The 17587-nt window shown below is 37.4% G+C and carries 21 protein-coding genes and 1 tRNA gene; 9 read left to right on the forward strand and 13 right to left on the reverse strand.

Annotation, left to right across the window (positions count from 1 at the left end):
- Nucleotides 1–286: 286 nt before the first annotated feature.
- Nucleotides 287–862, forward strand: a complete 576-nt coding sequence (locus AB3K24_RS07215) for a recombinase family protein (RefSeq protein ID WP_367974712.1) — start codon at nt 287–289, stop codon at nt 860–862.
- Nucleotides 863–911: 49 nt separating this feature from the next.
- Here the strand turns inward: AB3K24_RS07215 and AB3K24_RS07220 are convergent, their stop codons facing one another.
- The 6 genes from AB3K24_RS07220 to AB3K24_RS07245 all read right to left on the reverse strand — a co-directional run bounded on the left by AB3K24_RS07220 (nt 912) and on the right by AB3K24_RS07245 (nt 5313).
- Nucleotides 912–2318 (reverse strand): NAD-dependent succinate-semialdehyde dehydrogenase, encoded by a 1407-nt coding sequence (locus AB3K24_RS07220; RefSeq protein ID WP_367974714.1) that lies wholly within the window; start codon nt 2316–2318, stop codon nt 912–914.
- A 229-nt stretch (nt 2319–2547) separates the two neighbouring features.
- Nucleotides 2548–3141 carry a TMEM175 family protein gene (locus tag AB3K24_RS07225; protein ID WP_367974716.1) on the reverse strand — a complete coding sequence of 198 codons (594 nt, stop codon included), beginning with the start codon at nt 3139–3141 and terminating at the stop codon, nt 2548–2550.
- 12 nt (nt 3142–3153) lie between these two features.
- Nucleotides 3154–3540 carry a MerR family transcriptional regulator gene (locus AB3K24_RS07230; RefSeq protein ID WP_367974717.1) on the reverse strand — a complete coding sequence of 129 codons (387 nt, stop codon included), beginning with the start codon at nt 3538–3540 and terminating at the stop codon, nt 3154–3156.
- A gap of 3 nt (nt 3541–3543) precedes the next feature.
- Nucleotides 3544–3927, reverse strand: a complete 384-nt coding sequence (locus tag AB3K24_RS07235) for a hypothetical protein (RefSeq protein WP_367974719.1) — start codon at nt 3925–3927, stop codon at nt 3544–3546.
- Nucleotides 3928–4002: 75 nt separating this feature from the next.
- Complete coding sequence (locus tag AB3K24_RS07240) at nt 4003–4476, reverse strand: DUF1440 domain-containing protein (RefSeq protein WP_367974721.1); 474 nt, start codon at nt 4474–4476, stop codon at nt 4003–4005.
- A complete protein-coding gene (locus AB3K24_RS07245) occupies nt 4477–5313 on the reverse strand; it encodes a VanW family protein (RefSeq protein ID WP_367974723.1) in 837 nt (278 codons plus the stop codon).
- A 204-nt stretch (nt 5314–5517) separates the two neighbouring features.
- Here AB3K24_RS07245 and AB3K24_RS07250 point away from each other — a divergent pair, with 204 nt between their 5' ends.
- The gene (locus AB3K24_RS07250; RefSeq protein ID WP_367974724.1) at nt 5518–5778 is read left to right on the forward strand and encodes a SemiSWEET family transporter; all 261 of its coding nucleotides are present in this window, start codon (nt 5518–5520) and stop codon (nt 5776–5778) included.
- Nucleotides 5779–5959: 181 nt separating this feature from the next.
- Here AB3K24_RS07250 and AB3K24_RS07255 read toward each other — a convergent pair whose 3' ends face one another.
- From AB3K24_RS07255 to AB3K24_RS07265, 3 genes are all read right to left on the reverse strand, one after another.
- Complete coding sequence (locus tag AB3K24_RS07255) at nt 5960–6166, reverse strand: CsbD family protein (RefSeq protein ID WP_367974726.1); 207 nt, start codon at nt 6164–6166, stop codon at nt 5960–5962.
- Between the two features lie 533 nt (nt 6167–6699).
- A tRNA-Glu gene (locus tag AB3K24_RS07260) sits at nt 6700–6771 on the reverse strand.
- Nucleotides 6772–6860: 89 nt separating this feature from the next.
- On the reverse strand, nt 6861–7070 hold the full coding sequence (locus AB3K24_RS07265; protein WP_367974727.1) for a P8 family protein: 210 nt from the start codon (nt 7068–7070) through the stop codon (nt 6861–6863).
- Between the two features lie 151 nt (nt 7071–7221).
- Between AB3K24_RS07265 and AB3K24_RS07270 the strand changes: the two genes are divergently transcribed.
- Genes AB3K24_RS07270 through AB3K24_RS07290 form a run of 5 tightly spaced genes read left to right on the forward strand, consistent with a single transcriptional unit; the run spans nt 7222 to nt 10516 of the window.
- On the forward strand, nt 7222–7431 hold the full coding sequence (locus AB3K24_RS07270; protein WP_367974729.1) for a helix-turn-helix transcriptional regulator: 210 nt from the start codon (nt 7222–7224) through the stop codon (nt 7429–7431).
- Nucleotides 7424–7900 (forward strand): hypothetical protein, encoded by a 477-nt coding sequence (locus AB3K24_RS07275; RefSeq protein WP_367974730.1) that lies wholly within the window; start codon nt 7424–7426, stop codon nt 7898–7900. Before AB3K24_RS07270 ends, AB3K24_RS07275 begins: the two co-directional genes overlap by 8 nt.
- A 10-nt stretch (nt 7901–7910) precedes the next feature.
- Complete coding sequence (locus tag AB3K24_RS07280; protein WP_367974732.1) at nt 7911–8801, forward strand: ABC transporter ATP-binding protein; 891 nt, start codon at nt 7911–7913, stop codon at nt 8799–8801.
- Nucleotides 8798–10024 carry an ABC transporter permease gene (locus AB3K24_RS07285; RefSeq protein ID WP_367974733.1) on the forward strand — a complete coding sequence of 409 codons (1227 nt, stop codon included), beginning with the start codon at nt 8798–8800 and terminating at the stop codon, nt 10022–10024. The genes AB3K24_RS07280 and AB3K24_RS07285 overlap by 4 nt, the downstream gene beginning before the upstream one ends.
- 24 nt (nt 10025–10048) lie before the next feature.
- Complete coding sequence (locus AB3K24_RS07290) at nt 10049–10516, forward strand: substrate-binding protein (RefSeq protein ID WP_367974734.1); 468 nt, start codon at nt 10049–10051, stop codon at nt 10514–10516.
- Nucleotides 10517–10562: 46 nt separating this feature from the next.
- Here the strand turns inward: AB3K24_RS07290 and AB3K24_RS07295 are convergent, their stop codons facing one another.
- The 4 genes from AB3K24_RS07295 to AB3K24_RS07310 all read right to left on the reverse strand — a co-directional run bounded on the left by AB3K24_RS07295 (nt 10563) and on the right by AB3K24_RS07310 (nt 15991).
- Nucleotides 10563–11570, reverse strand: a complete 1008-nt coding sequence (locus AB3K24_RS07295) for an aldo/keto reductase (RefSeq protein ID WP_367974736.1) — start codon at nt 11568–11570, stop codon at nt 10563–10565.
- A gap of 92 nt (nt 11571–11662) precedes the next feature.
- Nucleotides 11663–12703 carry an aldose epimerase family protein gene (locus AB3K24_RS07300; protein WP_367974738.1) on the reverse strand — a complete coding sequence of 347 codons (1041 nt, stop codon included), beginning with the start codon at nt 12701–12703 and terminating at the stop codon, nt 11663–11665.
- 395 nt (nt 12704–13098) lie between these two features.
- A complete protein-coding gene (locus AB3K24_RS07305; RefSeq protein ID WP_367974740.1) occupies nt 13099–14805 on the reverse strand; it encodes an ABC transporter permease/substrate binding protein in 1707 nt (568 codons plus the stop codon).
- Nucleotides 14798–15991, reverse strand: a complete 1194-nt coding sequence (locus tag AB3K24_RS07310; protein WP_367974741.1) for a quaternary amine ABC transporter ATP-binding protein — start codon at nt 15989–15991, stop codon at nt 14798–14800. Before AB3K24_RS07310 ends, AB3K24_RS07305 begins: the two co-directional genes overlap by 8 nt.
- 158 nt (nt 15992–16149) lie before the next feature.
- On the opposite strand from AB3K24_RS07310, the gene AB3K24_RS07315 reads away from it, so the two are divergent.
- Nucleotides 16150–16770, forward strand: coding sequence for a TrkA C-terminal domain-containing protein (locus tag AB3K24_RS07315; protein WP_367974743.1), 621 nt, complete (start codon nt 16150–16152; stop codon nt 16768–16770).
- 112 nt (nt 16771–16882) lie between these two features.
- Complete coding sequence (locus tag AB3K24_RS07320; RefSeq protein WP_367974744.1) at nt 16883–17428, forward strand: biotin transporter BioY; 546 nt, start codon at nt 16883–16885, stop codon at nt 17426–17428.
- Nucleotides 17429–17587 lie beyond the last annotated feature (159 nt).

Below are 17587 nucleotides of genomic sequence, written 5' to 3' on the forward strand. Positions count from 1 at the left end.
AAAACTACTCATATACTTGTCAAAGTGGATATCTTTTGAAAGCATGTTCACGGTATACTTTAAAAAGTATCATAACTTGAAAGATGTAATCCTTAGTTTTATGTACTTAAATGATCGTATTTTTGACTTAAATCAATTAAAAATTAGTTTAAATGAACATTAAAATTATTTGTATGATATAATTACCCTATTATTGAAAAAAGCTCGCATCTTTCAAGTTGCGAGCTTTTTCTATCGTATATTTAAATGCACCTAATCCTCAATTCACAATTAAGGAGACACTTACATGAAGTACGGATACGCACGTGTGAGCACTATCGGGCAACATTTAGAGCATCAAATTTTAGAACTACAACAGGCCAGTGTGGATAAAATTTATAAAGAAAAATATACTGGAACTACTGTGAACCGACCAGTATTTGAACAATTACTAAAAAAGCTTCAACCAAAAGATGTATTGGTCGTCACCAAATTAGATCGTTTTGCTAGAAATACACATGAGGGCCTCGAAGTGATGCAAACTTTATTTGACCGTCATGTTGCTATACACATTTTAAATCTTGGTCTAATCGATGAAAGTCCTACTGGCAAGTTGATTTTTACAATATTTTCTGCGTTTGCACAATTTGAGCGCGACCTTATTGTTACAAGAACACAAGAGGGGAAAACTTATGCTCGCATGCATAATCCAAACTTTAAAGAAGGTAGAAAAGAACAATATACTGACTTAGAAATCATCCAAGCCTACAACACGCACTGCCAAGGTATCACATATAAAAGCATTGCTATTCAAACCGGAATTAGCATTTCAACCCTAAAACGACGTATTAAAAAGCTGAATCTTAAAAATCAAAAACTATGAACACAAAAACACCTGATGTACTTTAGCTTGTCAGGTGCTTTATTATTTTTTATACAAAACCGCCGAAGGCATTTTCAAGATCAATTGGTTCATGCTTCGTCACAATAGTTTGTTTGTTAACGAACGTATCAATTCCTAAGTCGCCTAATTCACGGCCATAACCAGAATTTTTAACGCCGCCAAATGGCAATTCTGGTAAGGTACCACCAAAACTATTGACAAACACAACACCAGTTTCAATTTTAGAAGCCACTTCGGCAGCATGATCTGCATCACCACCAAAGACAACACCACTCAAACCATAGTGCGAATCATTGGCCAATGCTATTGCCTCTGCCTCATCTTTTACCTTGAATACTTCACCAACTGGTCCAAAGAATTCTTGATAGAAAGCAGGATTTTCTTTGGTAATATCTGTCAAAATAACAGGTTCAAACAAGGCAGCTGGCTGATTTTGATCAACACTACCAAATGCAAGTGTCGCCCCTGCTTCAACAGCTTGACGAACTTGTTTGGTCAAATTTTGTTTAGCTTTTGATGTGCTTAATGGTGCCAAAGTGGTCTCTGGCTGCATAGGATCTCCCAACTTTACGTCGGCAAAGGCCGCTTTTAGCATATCAACAATTTTATCGTAATTCTTTTCAGTGACGATAAAACGTTTTGACGATGTGCAAACTTGCCCAGCATTGTAAAGTCGCGCGCCACTGATAATTTTTTTAATTTCTGATAAATCAGCATCATCTAATATCACAAATGGGTCACTGCCACCTAGTTCAAGCGAACTTTGCTTCATATTTTTGCCTGCTTCAGCAGCAACTAATTGACCTGCACGTTCAGAACCTGTTAAAGCAACCCCCTGCACACGGTCATCGCCAATAATTTTATTCACTTGGTCATAATTAATAAATAAGTTAGTCAGTGCGCCATCCGGTAATCCGGCCTCTTGCACAATTTTTTCAAAGGCATCAGCAGCCATTGGCGTATTGCTGGCATGTTTTAATACCATGGGGTTACCTGCCACATAGTTTGGCGCAAAAACACGCATAATTTGATAATACGGGAAATTCCACGGTTCAACCATGAGAAGCACCCCAGTTGGCCTAGAAATAATTTGTGCTGGTCCAATCGCAGACACAATATCTCGTGGTTTCAAAAATTCTGCGCCATGTTTAGCATAGTAACGCGCAATCGCAACCGTAATTGCCACCTCGCCTTTTGCTTCTACTAAACGTTTTCCCATTTCAATCGTTAAAATTTTAGCCAATTCATCTGTTTTTGATGCGATTAAATCAGCCACTTTATTTAACGCTTCGGCACGACTTTCTATTGGATCATTGCGCCACTTTTTATATAACGCATCCCCTTTACTCAGTGCCTCCTCAACATAGGCATCATCATGGTTGTCATATGTTTTAACGACTTCATCTGTCAAAGGATTAATTGTTTGATAGCTCATTTTGTGCGACCTTTCTTGAAATCCAAACTTACTATAATTAACAACACCCCAACTATAACACCTTCATATTAGAAATAAACACATTTGACTTGTGACTTTTTAATCAAGAAATCAAAAAAGCCCAGCACCTCTGCTGAACTTTTTTCGTCACTATCATGAACATATTTGAGATAATTTACGGCTACTTATCATTGTTTTAAAATGATACCTTCCTTGACAAATAAACAAATTATTTTTTTATTTGATCACTATCTGGCGACGTTAGAAAGCCTAATATGACCAATTCTACAAACGTTATCGTAATACCAAGCAAAGGGTAAAAATAAATACCAAGCGCAATTATGCCCACAGATATTGGGAAAAAAATTGAATTTAGAAATTTAAAAGCAAACATGTGTTCAATTTTTTGGCTAACTGCAGTCTCTGCATGCTCTGTTGTTTTTCTAATGGTATGTGATAACCAAAGATATGATAAACTCCAAAAAGTAAAAATAAACAAATACAGATATTCTGGACTAGGTTGTAGTGGAAACTTTCCGACCCAACCAGTTGCAAACGGTAATAAAGACATACTAAAAAGCCACAAGTTATTAACCCAATAAACTTTTTTTGATATTCTAATAGCTAATGTAAACATATAGTGATGATTATACCAAGCAACGCCAATAAAAACAAAACTCACAATATACGAAAAGAAATAAGGTAATTGTCTCATAATTTCTTCCCATTCGGCCGTTTCAGGTGTTTTAAATTCAAGTACCATAATCGTGAGTATAATTGCTATTACTGCGTCTGTGTATGCCTCAACTCGTCCCTTATTCAATTTTTCCTCTTTCTAAAACAAACTATCTTCATCATTTAAAGTTTTAATTTTCCTGTTAACTTGCTTGAGATAACTTTGTTGTTGCGCTATGTGTGTGTTTATTTTTTCAGTTTGTTTTTTTAATAACGCAATTCTAGCAGCTAACGTTTGAGGTCCCTGATAAGTTGCATCAACAAATACTTTAAGTTGTTCCAAACTCATCCCTGTATTTTTCAAGCATTTAATCATATCAAGCCACTGTAGGTCTTCCTCTGTAAATTGACGTATCCCATTTTTATCTCGAAACACCTTGGGTAACAAACCTTTTTTATCATAATAACGTAAGGTATATGCGCTGATGCTTTTTAATTCAGCAACTGTCCCGATAGTAAATGTCTCGTCATGATTATATTTTGTCATTTATTAACGTTCTTTCGTTATAGTCACGCTTAACTTATGATTACTTGCATCATGAATAGCTTTAACATGACGATATTCTGCAGAAACAATTGAACCACTTTGTATAGCGTGTTGATACGCATTATAAAAATCAATAGAAGCGCACTTCAAACTTTTTTCGAGCGCCATAAATACGTCATCATAAAGTGGCGTTTGCTGCATTGTTGACGTAATAAGAATTTGTTCAACATTTTCTTTCACGACACGCACAAAAACTTTTATGGGCCCATTCTGCACCACTAGTGTTTGCCCGTCATTTGAAATTTGATCAACCATTTTTAGTGGCGCAGCAACTTCTTGGTTATAGCCTGTTTTCAAAGTATGATAGTCTGTCAAATAATTTGTCATTAGAAATCCTTCTTTCATTATTTACTTTCAAGTATACACATTAGAGTGAGATCTAAGTCAAATAAAAAACTAATTTTAGTGCCCCATCAAGGCAACAACAACCAAATAAATGGCCCAGGCCCATACTATATGGCCTAATATTTCTGAGAAATGTTCTGTAAAAGGTTGTTTTGCGGGCGATGGGACTGTTTTGAACACTGGCATTATCACAATATGGAAGACAAACCAAATGATAAGACCATACAAACTACCCTGCCATATGTCAACAATAGGCCATGTACGATAGGTCAACGCAAACAGAATCGCAAAGAAAAGAGAAAACGAAAAGTGTATCAAAAGCGCAACATAATACACTTTTTGATCTTTGGCATAATAAACATAAGCATGTGTTATACGACGAGGGATACCCATTTGTTGCAATAATTGTTGTGGCGGGTTGGTTTCATCACGTGCTTGCGTTCTGGGTGGCAAAATTGCCTCCCAACCAATTTTGACCATACCGGCAATTAAACCGGCAGCAATACCCACTAAAATTTGAGTTATTATCATTTATTTGTTCTCCTTGTCATGTTTATTAACCACTGCTAACTGACTAGTATCATATGCTACTCTCGCGTGGTTTGTCTTAATTAAGGCTTCATTTATTAACTGATGTTTTTGATCATAACGATACTGATATATTTCCCCACAGCGATACACCACGCCAGATTCTGCTTCAAAGTGCTCTCCAATAGCCTTGACTTCATAGGTATCACTTTGTGGCTCAGATGCATAAATTTTACCGTGTAAATGTGTTTCCCCAACATAAGTTACCAGCTGATAGGTAGTATTCGTGTTATTTTTAAAACGATAATCTAGGTAGTTATAAACAATGGAAGTCCCACTACCAAAAGGTACTTCTCGGTTGGCGTCAGGAAACATGTCCACTTGTTCATGATGATATTTTTCAACAACATCTAATGGTGTATGCAAAATCATCCAATGAATCAAATTGCTAAACTGGCAAAGGCCACCACCGGTCCCTTTTTTGAGTTCGCCGTCATTTGCTACCATCAAACCATTTTGGTAACCACTTTTTTCAGTACAGCGGCCAATTAAATGCCAGAAAGAAAAGGTTTCTCCTGGTTTAATCAGTACATTATTCACCTTTGGCGCTGCAATTTTAAGATTGGCAACCTTGGCTTCTTCAACAGGAATGGGGACTTTTCTCAGCCCACGACGCATGAGTGATTGATGGCTAGCTATTAAATACGGCAACTGTGCTTGGCTTTTTTCTTGTGCTATGCGACCAAATAAATGGTCCGTTGCTTTGCGCTTTAAAATACGTGATTCATAGGATATCTTATACGTTAAAGGCGATATTTCACAAAATAATTTTCTTCTCATTGTTGGCTCCTCCAAAAATAATCATATCACAAAATGACTGTTTGGCGTGGATCAAACACATCAATCAAGCATCATTTAACCTTAACAAGTTTATCTATTTCAGCTTATTATTTGTAAAATATGATAATACACACGCTAAAAATCATATTTGCTTTAATAAACTTAAACAAGTATACTAATTAATAATGAAGGGGTAGGTAATCAATGAAAAGTGAAAAGTTCATAGAATATTTAAGTTGGACCGCTACCGTGATGTCAATTTTGATGTATGTATCTTACATTCCTCAGATAATAGACAATCTTTCAGGTTCCAAAGGCAATCCGTTGCAGCCATTAGTCGCTGCGGTGAATTGTGGTTTATGGGTGTTATACGGCTTGATCAAAGAGGATCGTGATATCCCACTAGCCACTGCTAATTTTCCTGGCATTGTCTTTGGATTAGTAACATTTTTAACTGCGATTTAATTTTTTAATGTTTCTTTCTAATGTCGTAGCCTATTGTGTTTAAACACTTAATAGGCTTTTTATATGCCTTTCAGCCCACCTAAGTTATGGAAAACATTAAACGTTGTATATTCCACTATCAAAAAAGCGCAACAGTCTAGTTCCGGTTTAACACCGGAGCCAGACTGTTGCGTCACATTATTCATTTTTCATCATCATTTTTTAGATTATTGATACTGTCTTTAACTGAATCTTTGGCGTCTGTGACTGCGTCTTTTGCCTTACCTAAAACACCTTGTGCTTTACCTTCTGCTTCGCGACTTTTGTCACCGGTAACTTTGCCTTCTACTTCTTTTGCCTTCCCAGCAACCTTGTCCTTAGCATTATCAAACTTTTCTTCAACTGACATGTTATGTTCTCCTAATATTTTATTTGATGATACAACCACATTGTAACGTTGTTGTGCAATTACTTCAAAATATATGTTTATATTAATTACTGATTAAATAAAAAACAGACCACCCTCAGGTAATGTCTATAAGACCCTACGTCTTACGAAACCTTACCATTCACTCGAACTATCAGTTACACGAACGTTTTAACACATTCATCACTTCCTAGTTCAAACATCGAGTAGACTGTCTCTGGATTGAAAGAAACCCATTCCCGTCACCATTTTAGAAGACTTCAACAACTTAAATTGTTATTAGGACTTCCTCCTAATCTATACTTATATTATAACACCTAAAGTTTAAAAATGCAAGCGCTTACATATTAAATAAATGGTATTTCTTGTTTCATCCGTATTCGTAGCACTATTGTAGCACCGAATGCTTATTCACGCCATTTTTTTCTTGTTTAATATACCATTGAAACACTGATATATTAACGATTACAAACAAAAAAGCCGTCCTACCAGTATTCCTGATAAAATGGCTAAAATAGCGCTAGAGGGAGTCGAACCCTCGATTTCGGCCTGAGAAGCCGACGTCTTAACCACTTGACCATGGCGCCATAACAAGATATAAGTATACAGAAAAAATACTCGCCCGTCAACAGCCATAATAAAAAATGACTAGCAGTTTTTTGCTAGTCATTTTATTTTACTTCAAAACCTTCTCAGCTTCTGCTTTAATTTCGTTGCCACTCATAGCTTTGTAAGCCTTTAGGTGTGCCAACGTCGATGATGTGTTTTTGTTGCTTTCGTCCATGTAATGATTCCATAGTGCATCGCGTAATGGGGTTTTGTCCTCGCTCCAATCAAACACTTCGCTCATTGGAAGATCCAACGTTTGATACTTTTCATCTGCCATTTTATGGCCCCCTTTTATCTATATCCCTGTTATAGTTCTTTTCAAACCAAAATGCAAATTTATTATAAATGTATAGATCACTTTACATTTATAATTACTTTTGCTATACTATGAAATGTAAAGTCATTTATACATTATGGGAGGATTACTATTGAAAAATCGTATCCAAGAACTCAGAAAATCACGACACATGACACAAGCTGAACTAGCTGATAAGCTGGAGGTCACACGCCAAACAATTATATCTCTTGAAAAGGGCAAGTATAATGCATCACTCACCTTAGCACACAATATTGCAACCCTTTTCCATCTCAAAATTGAGGCTGTTTTTATCTTTGAGGAGGACAAAACAGATGTTTAAAAAATTATTTGCAACACCGCAACATGGCATGAGCGATGAAGATTATGGTAACCTAATGAGATACCAAACTAATTTTATCACTGTACTTTTCATCACTTTGTCTATTTGCCTATTTGCAGCCAGCATACCAATATATTATTTTTATGGCCGTAATCTCGGTTCATTGACTTCAGGTGTATACGGTGGGCTATTCGGAGGCGCTTTCGCCACCAAGTTAATGAGTATCATTAACTTATCTAATCCACAAGAATTACATCGTAGAAAAATAAAAGACACTGACGAACGTGTGCAACAAGTACGACAACGGGCAGATGCGCTGACTTTGAAAATATTACTCATTGTGGCTTATGTATTCTTTATTTTAGGATTAAGTTATTTCACACAATATTTTTGGTATTTTGCGGCACCACTGATTTTAATTCTAATCATACAACCTCTACTGCGTTGGCTATTTACTAAACTACTATAAGGAGAAACACATGATTCAACTCACTGATCTCAACAAAAAATTTGGTCAAAAGATGGTCGTTGACAACATGAACATGACCCTAGAACCTGGAAAAGTTATGGGTTTAATTGGTCAAAACGGCGCTGGTAAAACAACCACTTTTCGCATGATTTTAAATTTCATCGCACCAACATCAGGTGACATTACATGGAACGATCACCCTATTACGCAAGCTGATAAACAAAAAATTGGTTTCCTACCTGAAGAACGTGGCTTATATCAAAAACTGACCATTGAAGAACAAATTTTATATTTTTCTGAACTGCATGGTATGACACGATCAGATGCTAAAATTGCGCTAGCTGACTGGTTAAAACGTCTCGATGTCGTTGGTAAAGCAACAGACAAAGTGCAGTCATTGTCCAAAGGCAATGCGCAAAAAGTTCAAATGATTGCGGCACTCATCTTCAAGCCGGAATTTATTATTTTAGATGAGCCTTTTTCAGGACTTGACCCAGTCAATACAAGTATCATGATGAACGAGATTGTTCGCATGCGTGATAATGGTGCCATGATTATTTTCTCGAGTCATGACATGAACAATGTGACTAAAATTTCTGACAACCTCACCATGCTTAAGCAAGGTAAAATCGTTTTGCAAGGTGGCGTACAAGAAATTCGTGAACAATTCGGGCGCACCAAAGTATACGTCGAGGGGCCATTTTCAAAAGCAGAGCTCGCTAGTATTGCTGGTGTTACCGCCATTAATCAACAAGGTGCTGGCTTTGATATCACCATTAGTGATGAAGCAACGGGTCATCAAATATTTGACTTCGTCACACGCAATGGTTACATTCCAGCGTTTTCACAACAACCACCCACACTCGATGATATTTTCCGCCAGGAGGTCGCCCTATCATGAACAAAGGACTCATTATTGTTATGAAACAAACTTTCCGTAGCCACTTTAAAACACGTGGTTACTGGTTATTAGTTTTATCGCCTATTATCTTTGCCGTAGTCATTGGTGGCATTATTTTCGGTGTCACTCAAATGCAAGGTAATACGACACCAACAGTCGCAATTATTGGGAATTCACAAGTACGACAAGTATTTGTTCAAGATGAAAAGGCATTAGGTATTAAGGTTTCAAAAATTACAGACAGTCAAAAAGCAAATCGCTTGTTAACAGCTCAAGACTTAGATGGCATTTTAACACTTAATTCTGACCAGGCCACATTAACAACACAGCCTAAGAGTAACACGATTAATAAAGAAGCATTTGTGAGTGTTTTGGGTAACCTATCACGTAGTCAAAAAGCAACAAACTATGGTTTGACAGCGGCACAAACGCAAGATTTAATCCAACCTTTTAATTTAAAATCAGTTGTTAAACAATCAGATAATAAATCTACCAATGGTGAAAATTCGGATATGGCTAATTATGGTATCGCTGTCGCTATTGGTATTATTACGACCATGATTGTCATGTGGTATGCGTCAATGATTGCCACAGAAATTGCCAACGAAAAATCATCACGTATTATGGAAACGCTGTTAGCCGCAACCTCAGCAAGCATTCAATATTTTGGCAAGATGATTGGTATTTTTGCGCTAGCCGTAACACACCTATTAATTTACATTATTGCTGGTATAATTGGCTACATTATATTGCAAAACAACACGATGCTTGATGGCATTAAACAAACATTTTCAGGTGTCACAATCGGGTTTTCAATCTACGCCGTGGCTTTCATTCTGGTCGCCGTTGCACTCTACCTTGTGCTCACGGCAATGATTGCATCACTCATTAATGATAATGCGCAAGTGCAACAGGCCATACAGCCCATTACATTTTTAGCCATGATTGGCTATATGTTTAGTTTCTTCATGACAAATATGCCTAACAACCTCGCCATTAAAATATTGAGTTATGTGCCCTTCATCTCACAGAGCATGATGCCCGTGCGTTTGGTTACTAAAGTTGAAACTTGGCCCACAGCAATCTTGTCACTCATTATTTCTGTTGTGGCTATGATTTTACTTGCTTGGTTTGGAAAAAATATTTACGCTAAAAATGTATTATCTTATAGCGATGACAAAATTATGTCTCAACTCATCAAAAATATTAAGGACAGACGCTAGTATTAGGTTAGGGGCCACAAATATATGAATAGCACACCTTTCTTTTTAACAAACAGCAAGTGGTACAAGTACGAAGAACGTCGAACGGCTGATGGTGTATTGTTTCAACGATTTGAATTAACTAATAAAGCCACACGTCAAGCAATAAAGAGTTTTAAAGATACAATGATAGCTATCGGACCGGAATCAGCAATTGATCCCGCAAATTTAAATCGCTTCCAACAAGCACTTGGCTATGCAGCACGTCAGCATTTACTCTACGAGGCGCACGGACTAGATGATGCAGCTATTACAGATGAATTGCACTTTATAAGTTACGCCATTCGGTCCTATCAATTGTTAACTGATGATTTAAGTGCACCAAATACACTTATTTTTAGTCAACGTGTTGGTACACTTTATCGTCAATTTCTCAAAATACATGCCTCACGCATCGATGATAGCAGCCTGAATACATGGATTATCGCACAAGATGACAACATCAAACTTTAAAAAGCACTAAAACTAAACCGTTTTAGTGCTTTTTTTGAAGAAAAAATCATACATTGTTTTTTTCATGTACAAGTAAAATATCAGCAATCGCTTTTTCGTCTGCATCACTAAAACTGAGTCGATTAAGTGCCTTGACATTGTCCACTAATTGTTCTGGTCGACTTGCACCTACTAACACACTAGCAATTTCTGGTTGACGCAAATCCCACGCCAGAGCCATTTCAGCCAATGTTTGTCCACGTGTGATAGCAACTGCATTTAGTTTTCTAACAGTTTGTAATGTTTTTTCAACTTGCTCTGGTTGTAAAAAACGACTTGATGATTTAGCTGCTCTAGAATCTGTAGGAATACCATTCAGATAACGATCAGTTAATAACCCCTGTGCCAAGGGACTAAAAACAACAGCTGATTTTCCGATTTCTCTTAAAACAGGCAGAAGGTCATTTTCTATATGACGATCAAACATGTTATATCTTGGTTGATGGATAATAAATGGTGTCCGTAATTCTTTGAATATTTTAGCCATCGCCGTTGTTTGTGCACCACTATAATTAGAAATGCCAACATACAAAGCCTTGCCATCACGGACTAACTGATCTAACGCTAACGCCGTCTCTTCAATCGGTGTATCTGGATCAGGTCGATGAGAATAAAAAATATCGACATAATCTAATCCTAACCGCATTAAACTTTGATTGGCACTCGCAATAATGCTTTTACGTGATCCCCACTCACCATAAGGCCCATCCCACATGTCATAACCAGCTTTACTGGTTATAACCATTTCATCACGATAAGGTTTCATATCCGTAGCCATCATGCGCCCAAAGTTCTCTTCGGCACTACCAGGCATTGGGCCATAATTATTTGCCAAATCAAAATAAGTAATACCGAGATCAAACGCCTGATGCACAATGGCTTTTTGATTTTCATAAGGATCAACGCTACCAAAATTATGCCAAAATCCTAATCCTAGTGCAGAAATTTTAAGACCACTTTTACCAACGCGATTATAAACCATTTGTTCATATCGCTTATTATTTGCTTGATACATCTTATCTCCTCATAAAGTTACTTTCTTATTCACAAATCAACTTCCAAAAACAGCATAACTTTATTTTAGTCAACGCTGATCAGAAATAAACATCAAAACTGAATTTCAAAGCAAGTTGTTGCATGATATGTGTCATTTTCAGATAGACTAATGTCCCCAAATGAGTGATACTTCTCAGCGCCCGGTGCCACTTGCGTTTCAAGTGTTATCCCGCCGTGGTTAAGCAATTTTTCCTCACGCATAGACACATGATAATCATCCCCAAAGTTAGCTGTAAAAACAACCACTGCTGGTGCTGTCGTCTGCATATTAATAGCTACTTTTTGATCAGGTGATACTAATCGTGCTTGTACTGCATCGCTATCAACTACCTTATTTAATAAAAATGGATGATCCAGGCCACCACCAACTAATAGACTTTGCGGCTCTGAAGACATGATTGCTGCGTTAACTTTTTTAGCTGTTCTAAAATCAAACGTTGTTTGTGAGACATCACGTGCCTCGCCAGTTGTTAGATTATGGTCATCAAGTGGTGCAAAATGATCAGCATCAATTGACAATAGATGCTCAGCAACACTTCTACTTGGATGGCCAGTTAAATTAAAATACACATGATTTGTTGGATTAAATAATGTTAATGCGTCAGTATTCGCTTCATAGTTAACACGCCAAACGTTGTTATTATCCAATGTATAAGTGACTTTAACGGTTAAATTCCCTGGAAAACCATTGCTGTGATCAGGACTGATATGCGTAAATGAAGTGGTTAATTTACCATCACTTTTACTTGTTTCACTTTGCCAATACTGCATTTCAAAACTATCTGGTCCACCATGAAGTGTGTTATTGTTCTCATTTTTTACAACTTGGTAGTGCGTTTGACCAATATTAAATGAAGCATTTGCAATACGGCCAGCCACCCTACCAATTGTTGCACCGATATAATGATCCTTAGTAATATATTCTTCAGCAGAGTCAAATCCAAGAATTAACTCTCTTTGCGTACCAGCAATTGGCACATTCAAATGAACAATACGTGCACCAAAATCTGTTACCGATAATTGCATACCATTATCATTAATCATTGTAAAAAGTTTTGCCTGTTCACCAAATTGGCTTTCAACAATATTCATATTCACATCTCCTATACAAATTACCAAAATAACGTGTCATTTTAAGTGATTTATTTGTTATTCTATTTCGTTCAAATTGCTTGTAAACCACGCTGACCCGTGGCATATAAATTTTTTTAATATTTACTCAACAATTTTCACACTAAAACATAACCACACTTTAACATTAATTTATCAAATTGTAAACGCTTACTCAAATTCAAAAACATCTCGTTATTTTACTAAATCAAGTACTGCCGTCCATTATATCCCATTACCCATGACAGAGATTTAATCAAATTTATCCCTGTTTAACATCTTTTATAATACTAAAAAACATCAAGTAAGTTAGAAATATCTAACCCTACTTGATGTTTTACAATATTATTGATTCTAATTCTTGTTTACGTTAATGCTTACTCATACCAACTATCAACAAGCTTTTGATGTGATTTCAACCATTTATCCGCCGCTTGCTTTGGCGTTTTCCCATTTTGTCTGTCAAGCATCACACTTTCCATATCATCTTTAGTCCAATGGAATTTATCCAATATTTTTTCCAATTTAGGATTATCTTTTTTCAAGTTCTTACGCGTAATGGTATTAATCGTTTCACCCTTACCCATTGTTCCCTTTGGATCCTTGAGATATTTCAGATGATATTTACTAAACATCCAATGTGGTGACCAGCCTGTTACAATAATATCTTGTTTTGCCTTATAAGCTTTATCAAGTGCAGTGGTCATAGCACCAGAAGAAGCACTCAGTAAGTTCCATCCCTGAAGATTTGAATAGCTATCAACTGTTTTTTGTGCTGTAATCATTTCACCAGCGCCAGGTTCAATACCAGTAATCGTTTTATTCGCTTCGTTACTCAAATCAGCAATTGAATTGACTTTCATATAATCTGGCACAACAAACCCCGTTTTAGCACCGTGTAGGTTTGGACCAAGTAACGAGATATCATTTTTGTAACGATCATACAGCGCTTTATGTGTAAATGGTAACCACGCACTAACTGAAGCATCTACTTGTCCATTGGCTAATGACTGCCACAATACAGCATTATCAAGCGGTGTCATTGTCACATCATAACCACGTTGCCGAAGTGATTCAGCCAAAACATTTGTTGAGGCTACTTCAGAATCCCAGGTAACATAGCCTAAGTTAACTTTTTGACCCGTTGTTTTTTGTGAGGTTACCATATTAACAGCACCGCCACCAATCATAATCAAAGCAGTTGCCAAAATTGCCCAACGACGCCAAGGACGTGTTGCTACTTTTTGTCCCGGCTTGGTATTGAATTTTTGCGTGAAACGATCAATAATAATTGCCAAGATAACTAATCCAAGGCCATTAACGAACCCAGATCCGACATCTGCACGTTGCACAGCAGACAAGACACCACGCCCAAGTCCTGGTGCACCAATCATCGATGCCGTCACAACCATTGAAAGTGCCAGCATAATAGTTTGGTTCGCACCAGCTAAAATTGTGTTTCGTGCATTTGGTAATTCTAGTTTAATTAATTTTTGCCACGTTGTTGATCCAAAAGAATCAGCTGCTTCAACTAATGCCACAGGTACTTGACGAATACCCAAATCCGTCATTCGCACCATTGGTGGCAACGCAAAAATAATTGAGGCGAATACACCAGGTACGACTCCTATGCCAAAGAAGGCAACAGCAGGTATCAAATAAACAAAGCCAGGCATTGTTTGCATGAAATCTAAAATTGGTTTAACAATTGCTGCAGTTTTAGGTGATTTAGCAGTTACTATGCCCAAAGGTATTCCGATCACAAGTGAAATAATTGACGCCATAATCACTAACGTCACTGTACTCATCAAATCTGACCACAAATTTTGATTGGCAATTAATGATAAGCCTACTAACGTGAATAAGGGAAAACCATATTTTTTAGGTGTTGTTAAAATAGCTATTATTGTTAATCCAGCTATCATTAATGGCATAGGTATCGCTGTCAAGCCGTTGGTCAGGCCATCCATGATACTTTGACCACTTCGTTGCATCAAGTTAAATAGCCCAGACAAATGTGTCGTCAACCAATTAACAGCATCACTTATCCACATTTCTAATGGTATTTTAGGTAAATTAGGCATTGTTTTCATCTCCTTCTGTATCGGCTAGTGCTTCCAAAACAGACCCTCGAATAATGACACCTCTTGCATGTTTATTGCTATCAACCACAGCAACGGGTGTTTGTGCATCATAAATAATCGGTAGAATGTCTACAACTAATGTATCCAAATCGACTGTTGGCATTTGCACCACCGCTTGTGACAATGGTGTTTGGTTACGACGTGACTTCAATGCCTCATCAGATGATAAGTACCCAAGCATTTCTCGTTTGCGATTCACCGCAACTAACCCAGATACCTCTTCGTCTGCCATCTTTCGCAACGCAACAGTTGGGCCATCCACATCAATATTGGTTGTTAGTGCAGGAATCATGATACTTTCTGCAGTCAAAACCTTTGAACGATCGACACCACCAATAAATGATTTAACATACTCATTCGCAGGATTTGTTAAAATTTCTTCTCCTGTCCCAATTTGTTGCAATTCACCATCTTTCATAATGGCAATATGATCACCAATATGTAACGCTTCATTCAAATCATGGGTGATAAAAATAATCGTTTTTTGAACATTTGCCTGTAATTCTAGTAACTCATCCTGCATTTCACCACGCACCAACGGATCAAGCGCCGAAAAGGCTTCATCCATCAATAGAATATCGGGATCATTCGTCAAGGCACGTGCAAGGCCAACACGTTGTTGCATACCACCCGAGAGTTGATTAGGATATTGGTCTTTATAACTCAATAACTTGGCATTGTCTAGTGCACGTTCCGCGCGTTTGCGTCGTTCTTCCTTATTAACACCTTGTATTTCTAGACCGTATTCCGTGTTTTCTAGTAATGTACGATGTGGAAAAAGGCCAAAGTTCTGAAATACCATACTCATTTTTTGACGTCGAATTTCCAACATCTGTTTTTTGTTAAATTTCGTAATTTCTTCACCATCAATGAACAGTTGTCCTTGCGTTGGTTCAATCAAACGATTTAACAATCTGATTAATGTCGACTTTCCTGAACCAGAAAGCCCCATAATGACGAATATTTCGCCTTCATCAATACTCATGTTGATGTCGTATACACCAACCGTACTACCTGTTTTTTCAACAATTTCATCTTTACTTTTATGTTGCTTGACCATCTTCAGCGCTGCTTTAGGTCGCTTACCAAATATTTTCGTGAGATGCTTAATCTCTACTTTAGCCATGAGACCCTCCGTTTATTTTTTATTGACTACGCTCACTATTTATCTTATACTTCATAGTGACCACTTATATATATAAATGAGTTGTCACTAAGTGATGTCTTCTATTTTGTCACAAGTTGTCACTTTTGTCAAACCAGAACCTGCTCTTGGAGAATACCATGCAAACAATTAGAGAACCGAGTTACCGAAAAATAGCCTATCAAATCGCACAAAAAATAGCTGATAATGAGTATACGGTTGGTAGTAAGCTACATGCCAGATCAACACTATCAGTCGCTTTTGGCGTGTCTTCTGAAACTGCGCGCAAAGCTGTCAGCATTTTGGCTGACCTTCAAATCGTTAAGTTAATTCATGGTAGCGGTGTTGAAGTGCTTTCTCGTGAAAAAGCAAAAGATTTTTTAAATCAAGCACAAAAAACGTCAGACATTCAGACAACACATCAACAAATTAATCATTTAATTGCAAATCAAAAACAAGAAATCAAAGCAATGGAAAATGCCTTAACGCTTTTGCTTGAGCAAAGTCAACGTATTCAACGGCACAGCCCACTGAGCCCATATGAATTAAAATTAAGTGCTGCCAGCACAAAATTTGGACAATCGATTGGGACACTCACCTTGTGGCAGACCACTGGCACAACGATTGTAGCTTTATTACATAATGGCGAACTTGTTGTATCCCCTGGTCCTTACGCGGTTATTGAACGCGGAGACACCTTATATTTTGTCGGTAATGAAACAGCCGTTCAAGCCGTTCAAAACTTTTTTTATCCTCAATAAAACATATATACAAAGCTGTTAGTTAAAAACTAACAGCTTTTTTGACGTTATTGACAACAACTCACTTTAATTGTAAACTTATATAAATATAAAGTTTACAAAAGGAAGTGCTATGAAAACACAAAAACTAACACTCACTGTGGTAATTGTCGCTATACTCGTTGTCATGGCCTATGTACCGAACATACCACTGGGTATTGTGCCACTGACGATTCAAAACATTGGTATCATGTTAGCTGGCGCCTTGCTAGGCTGGCGTAGTGGCTTTTTAGCTGTCATCGTGTGGCTCTTGTTAGCCGCAATAGGTCTCCCTGTCTTAACCGGTGGTCATGGTGGTTTCCCCGTATTTGTCAGTGCCACATCCGGTTATATTTGGGCCTATCCGGTTGCTGCCTTGCTTATTGGTTTGACTATAACCTATCTTGATCGCTTCAATCGTACAAATTTTGTCACAATTCTTTTGACTATTTTAGTATTTGGTGTTGTTTTAATTGACGTTTCTGGCGCTGTTGGTCTACATGTTGTCACGCATATGCCGTTACCCAAGGCACTTATTTTCCAATTAGCATTCATTCCGGGAGATGTGATAAAAGCTGTCATAGCAACCATAATCACGATTGCTATGCGTCGCCATTTTAGTGTTCTTCGTCATGCCTGACATTTTCGGTCTTTCACTTGATACATCTGGTCGCTGCCAACACTGGCATCAATCCTTTGATGTGATTGCTAATATGTGTCAACAATGTCAAACATACTTCGCCTGCTCACTAATTGTACAAAATGCCCCGCCTGTCAACAGGCATTTAATCCAAGTTGT

Source organism: Leuconostoc aquikimchii (assembly GCF_040838325.1).
Classification (GTDB): Bacteria; Bacillota; Bacilli; order Lactobacillales; family Lactobacillaceae; genus Leuconostoc; species Leuconostoc aquikimchii.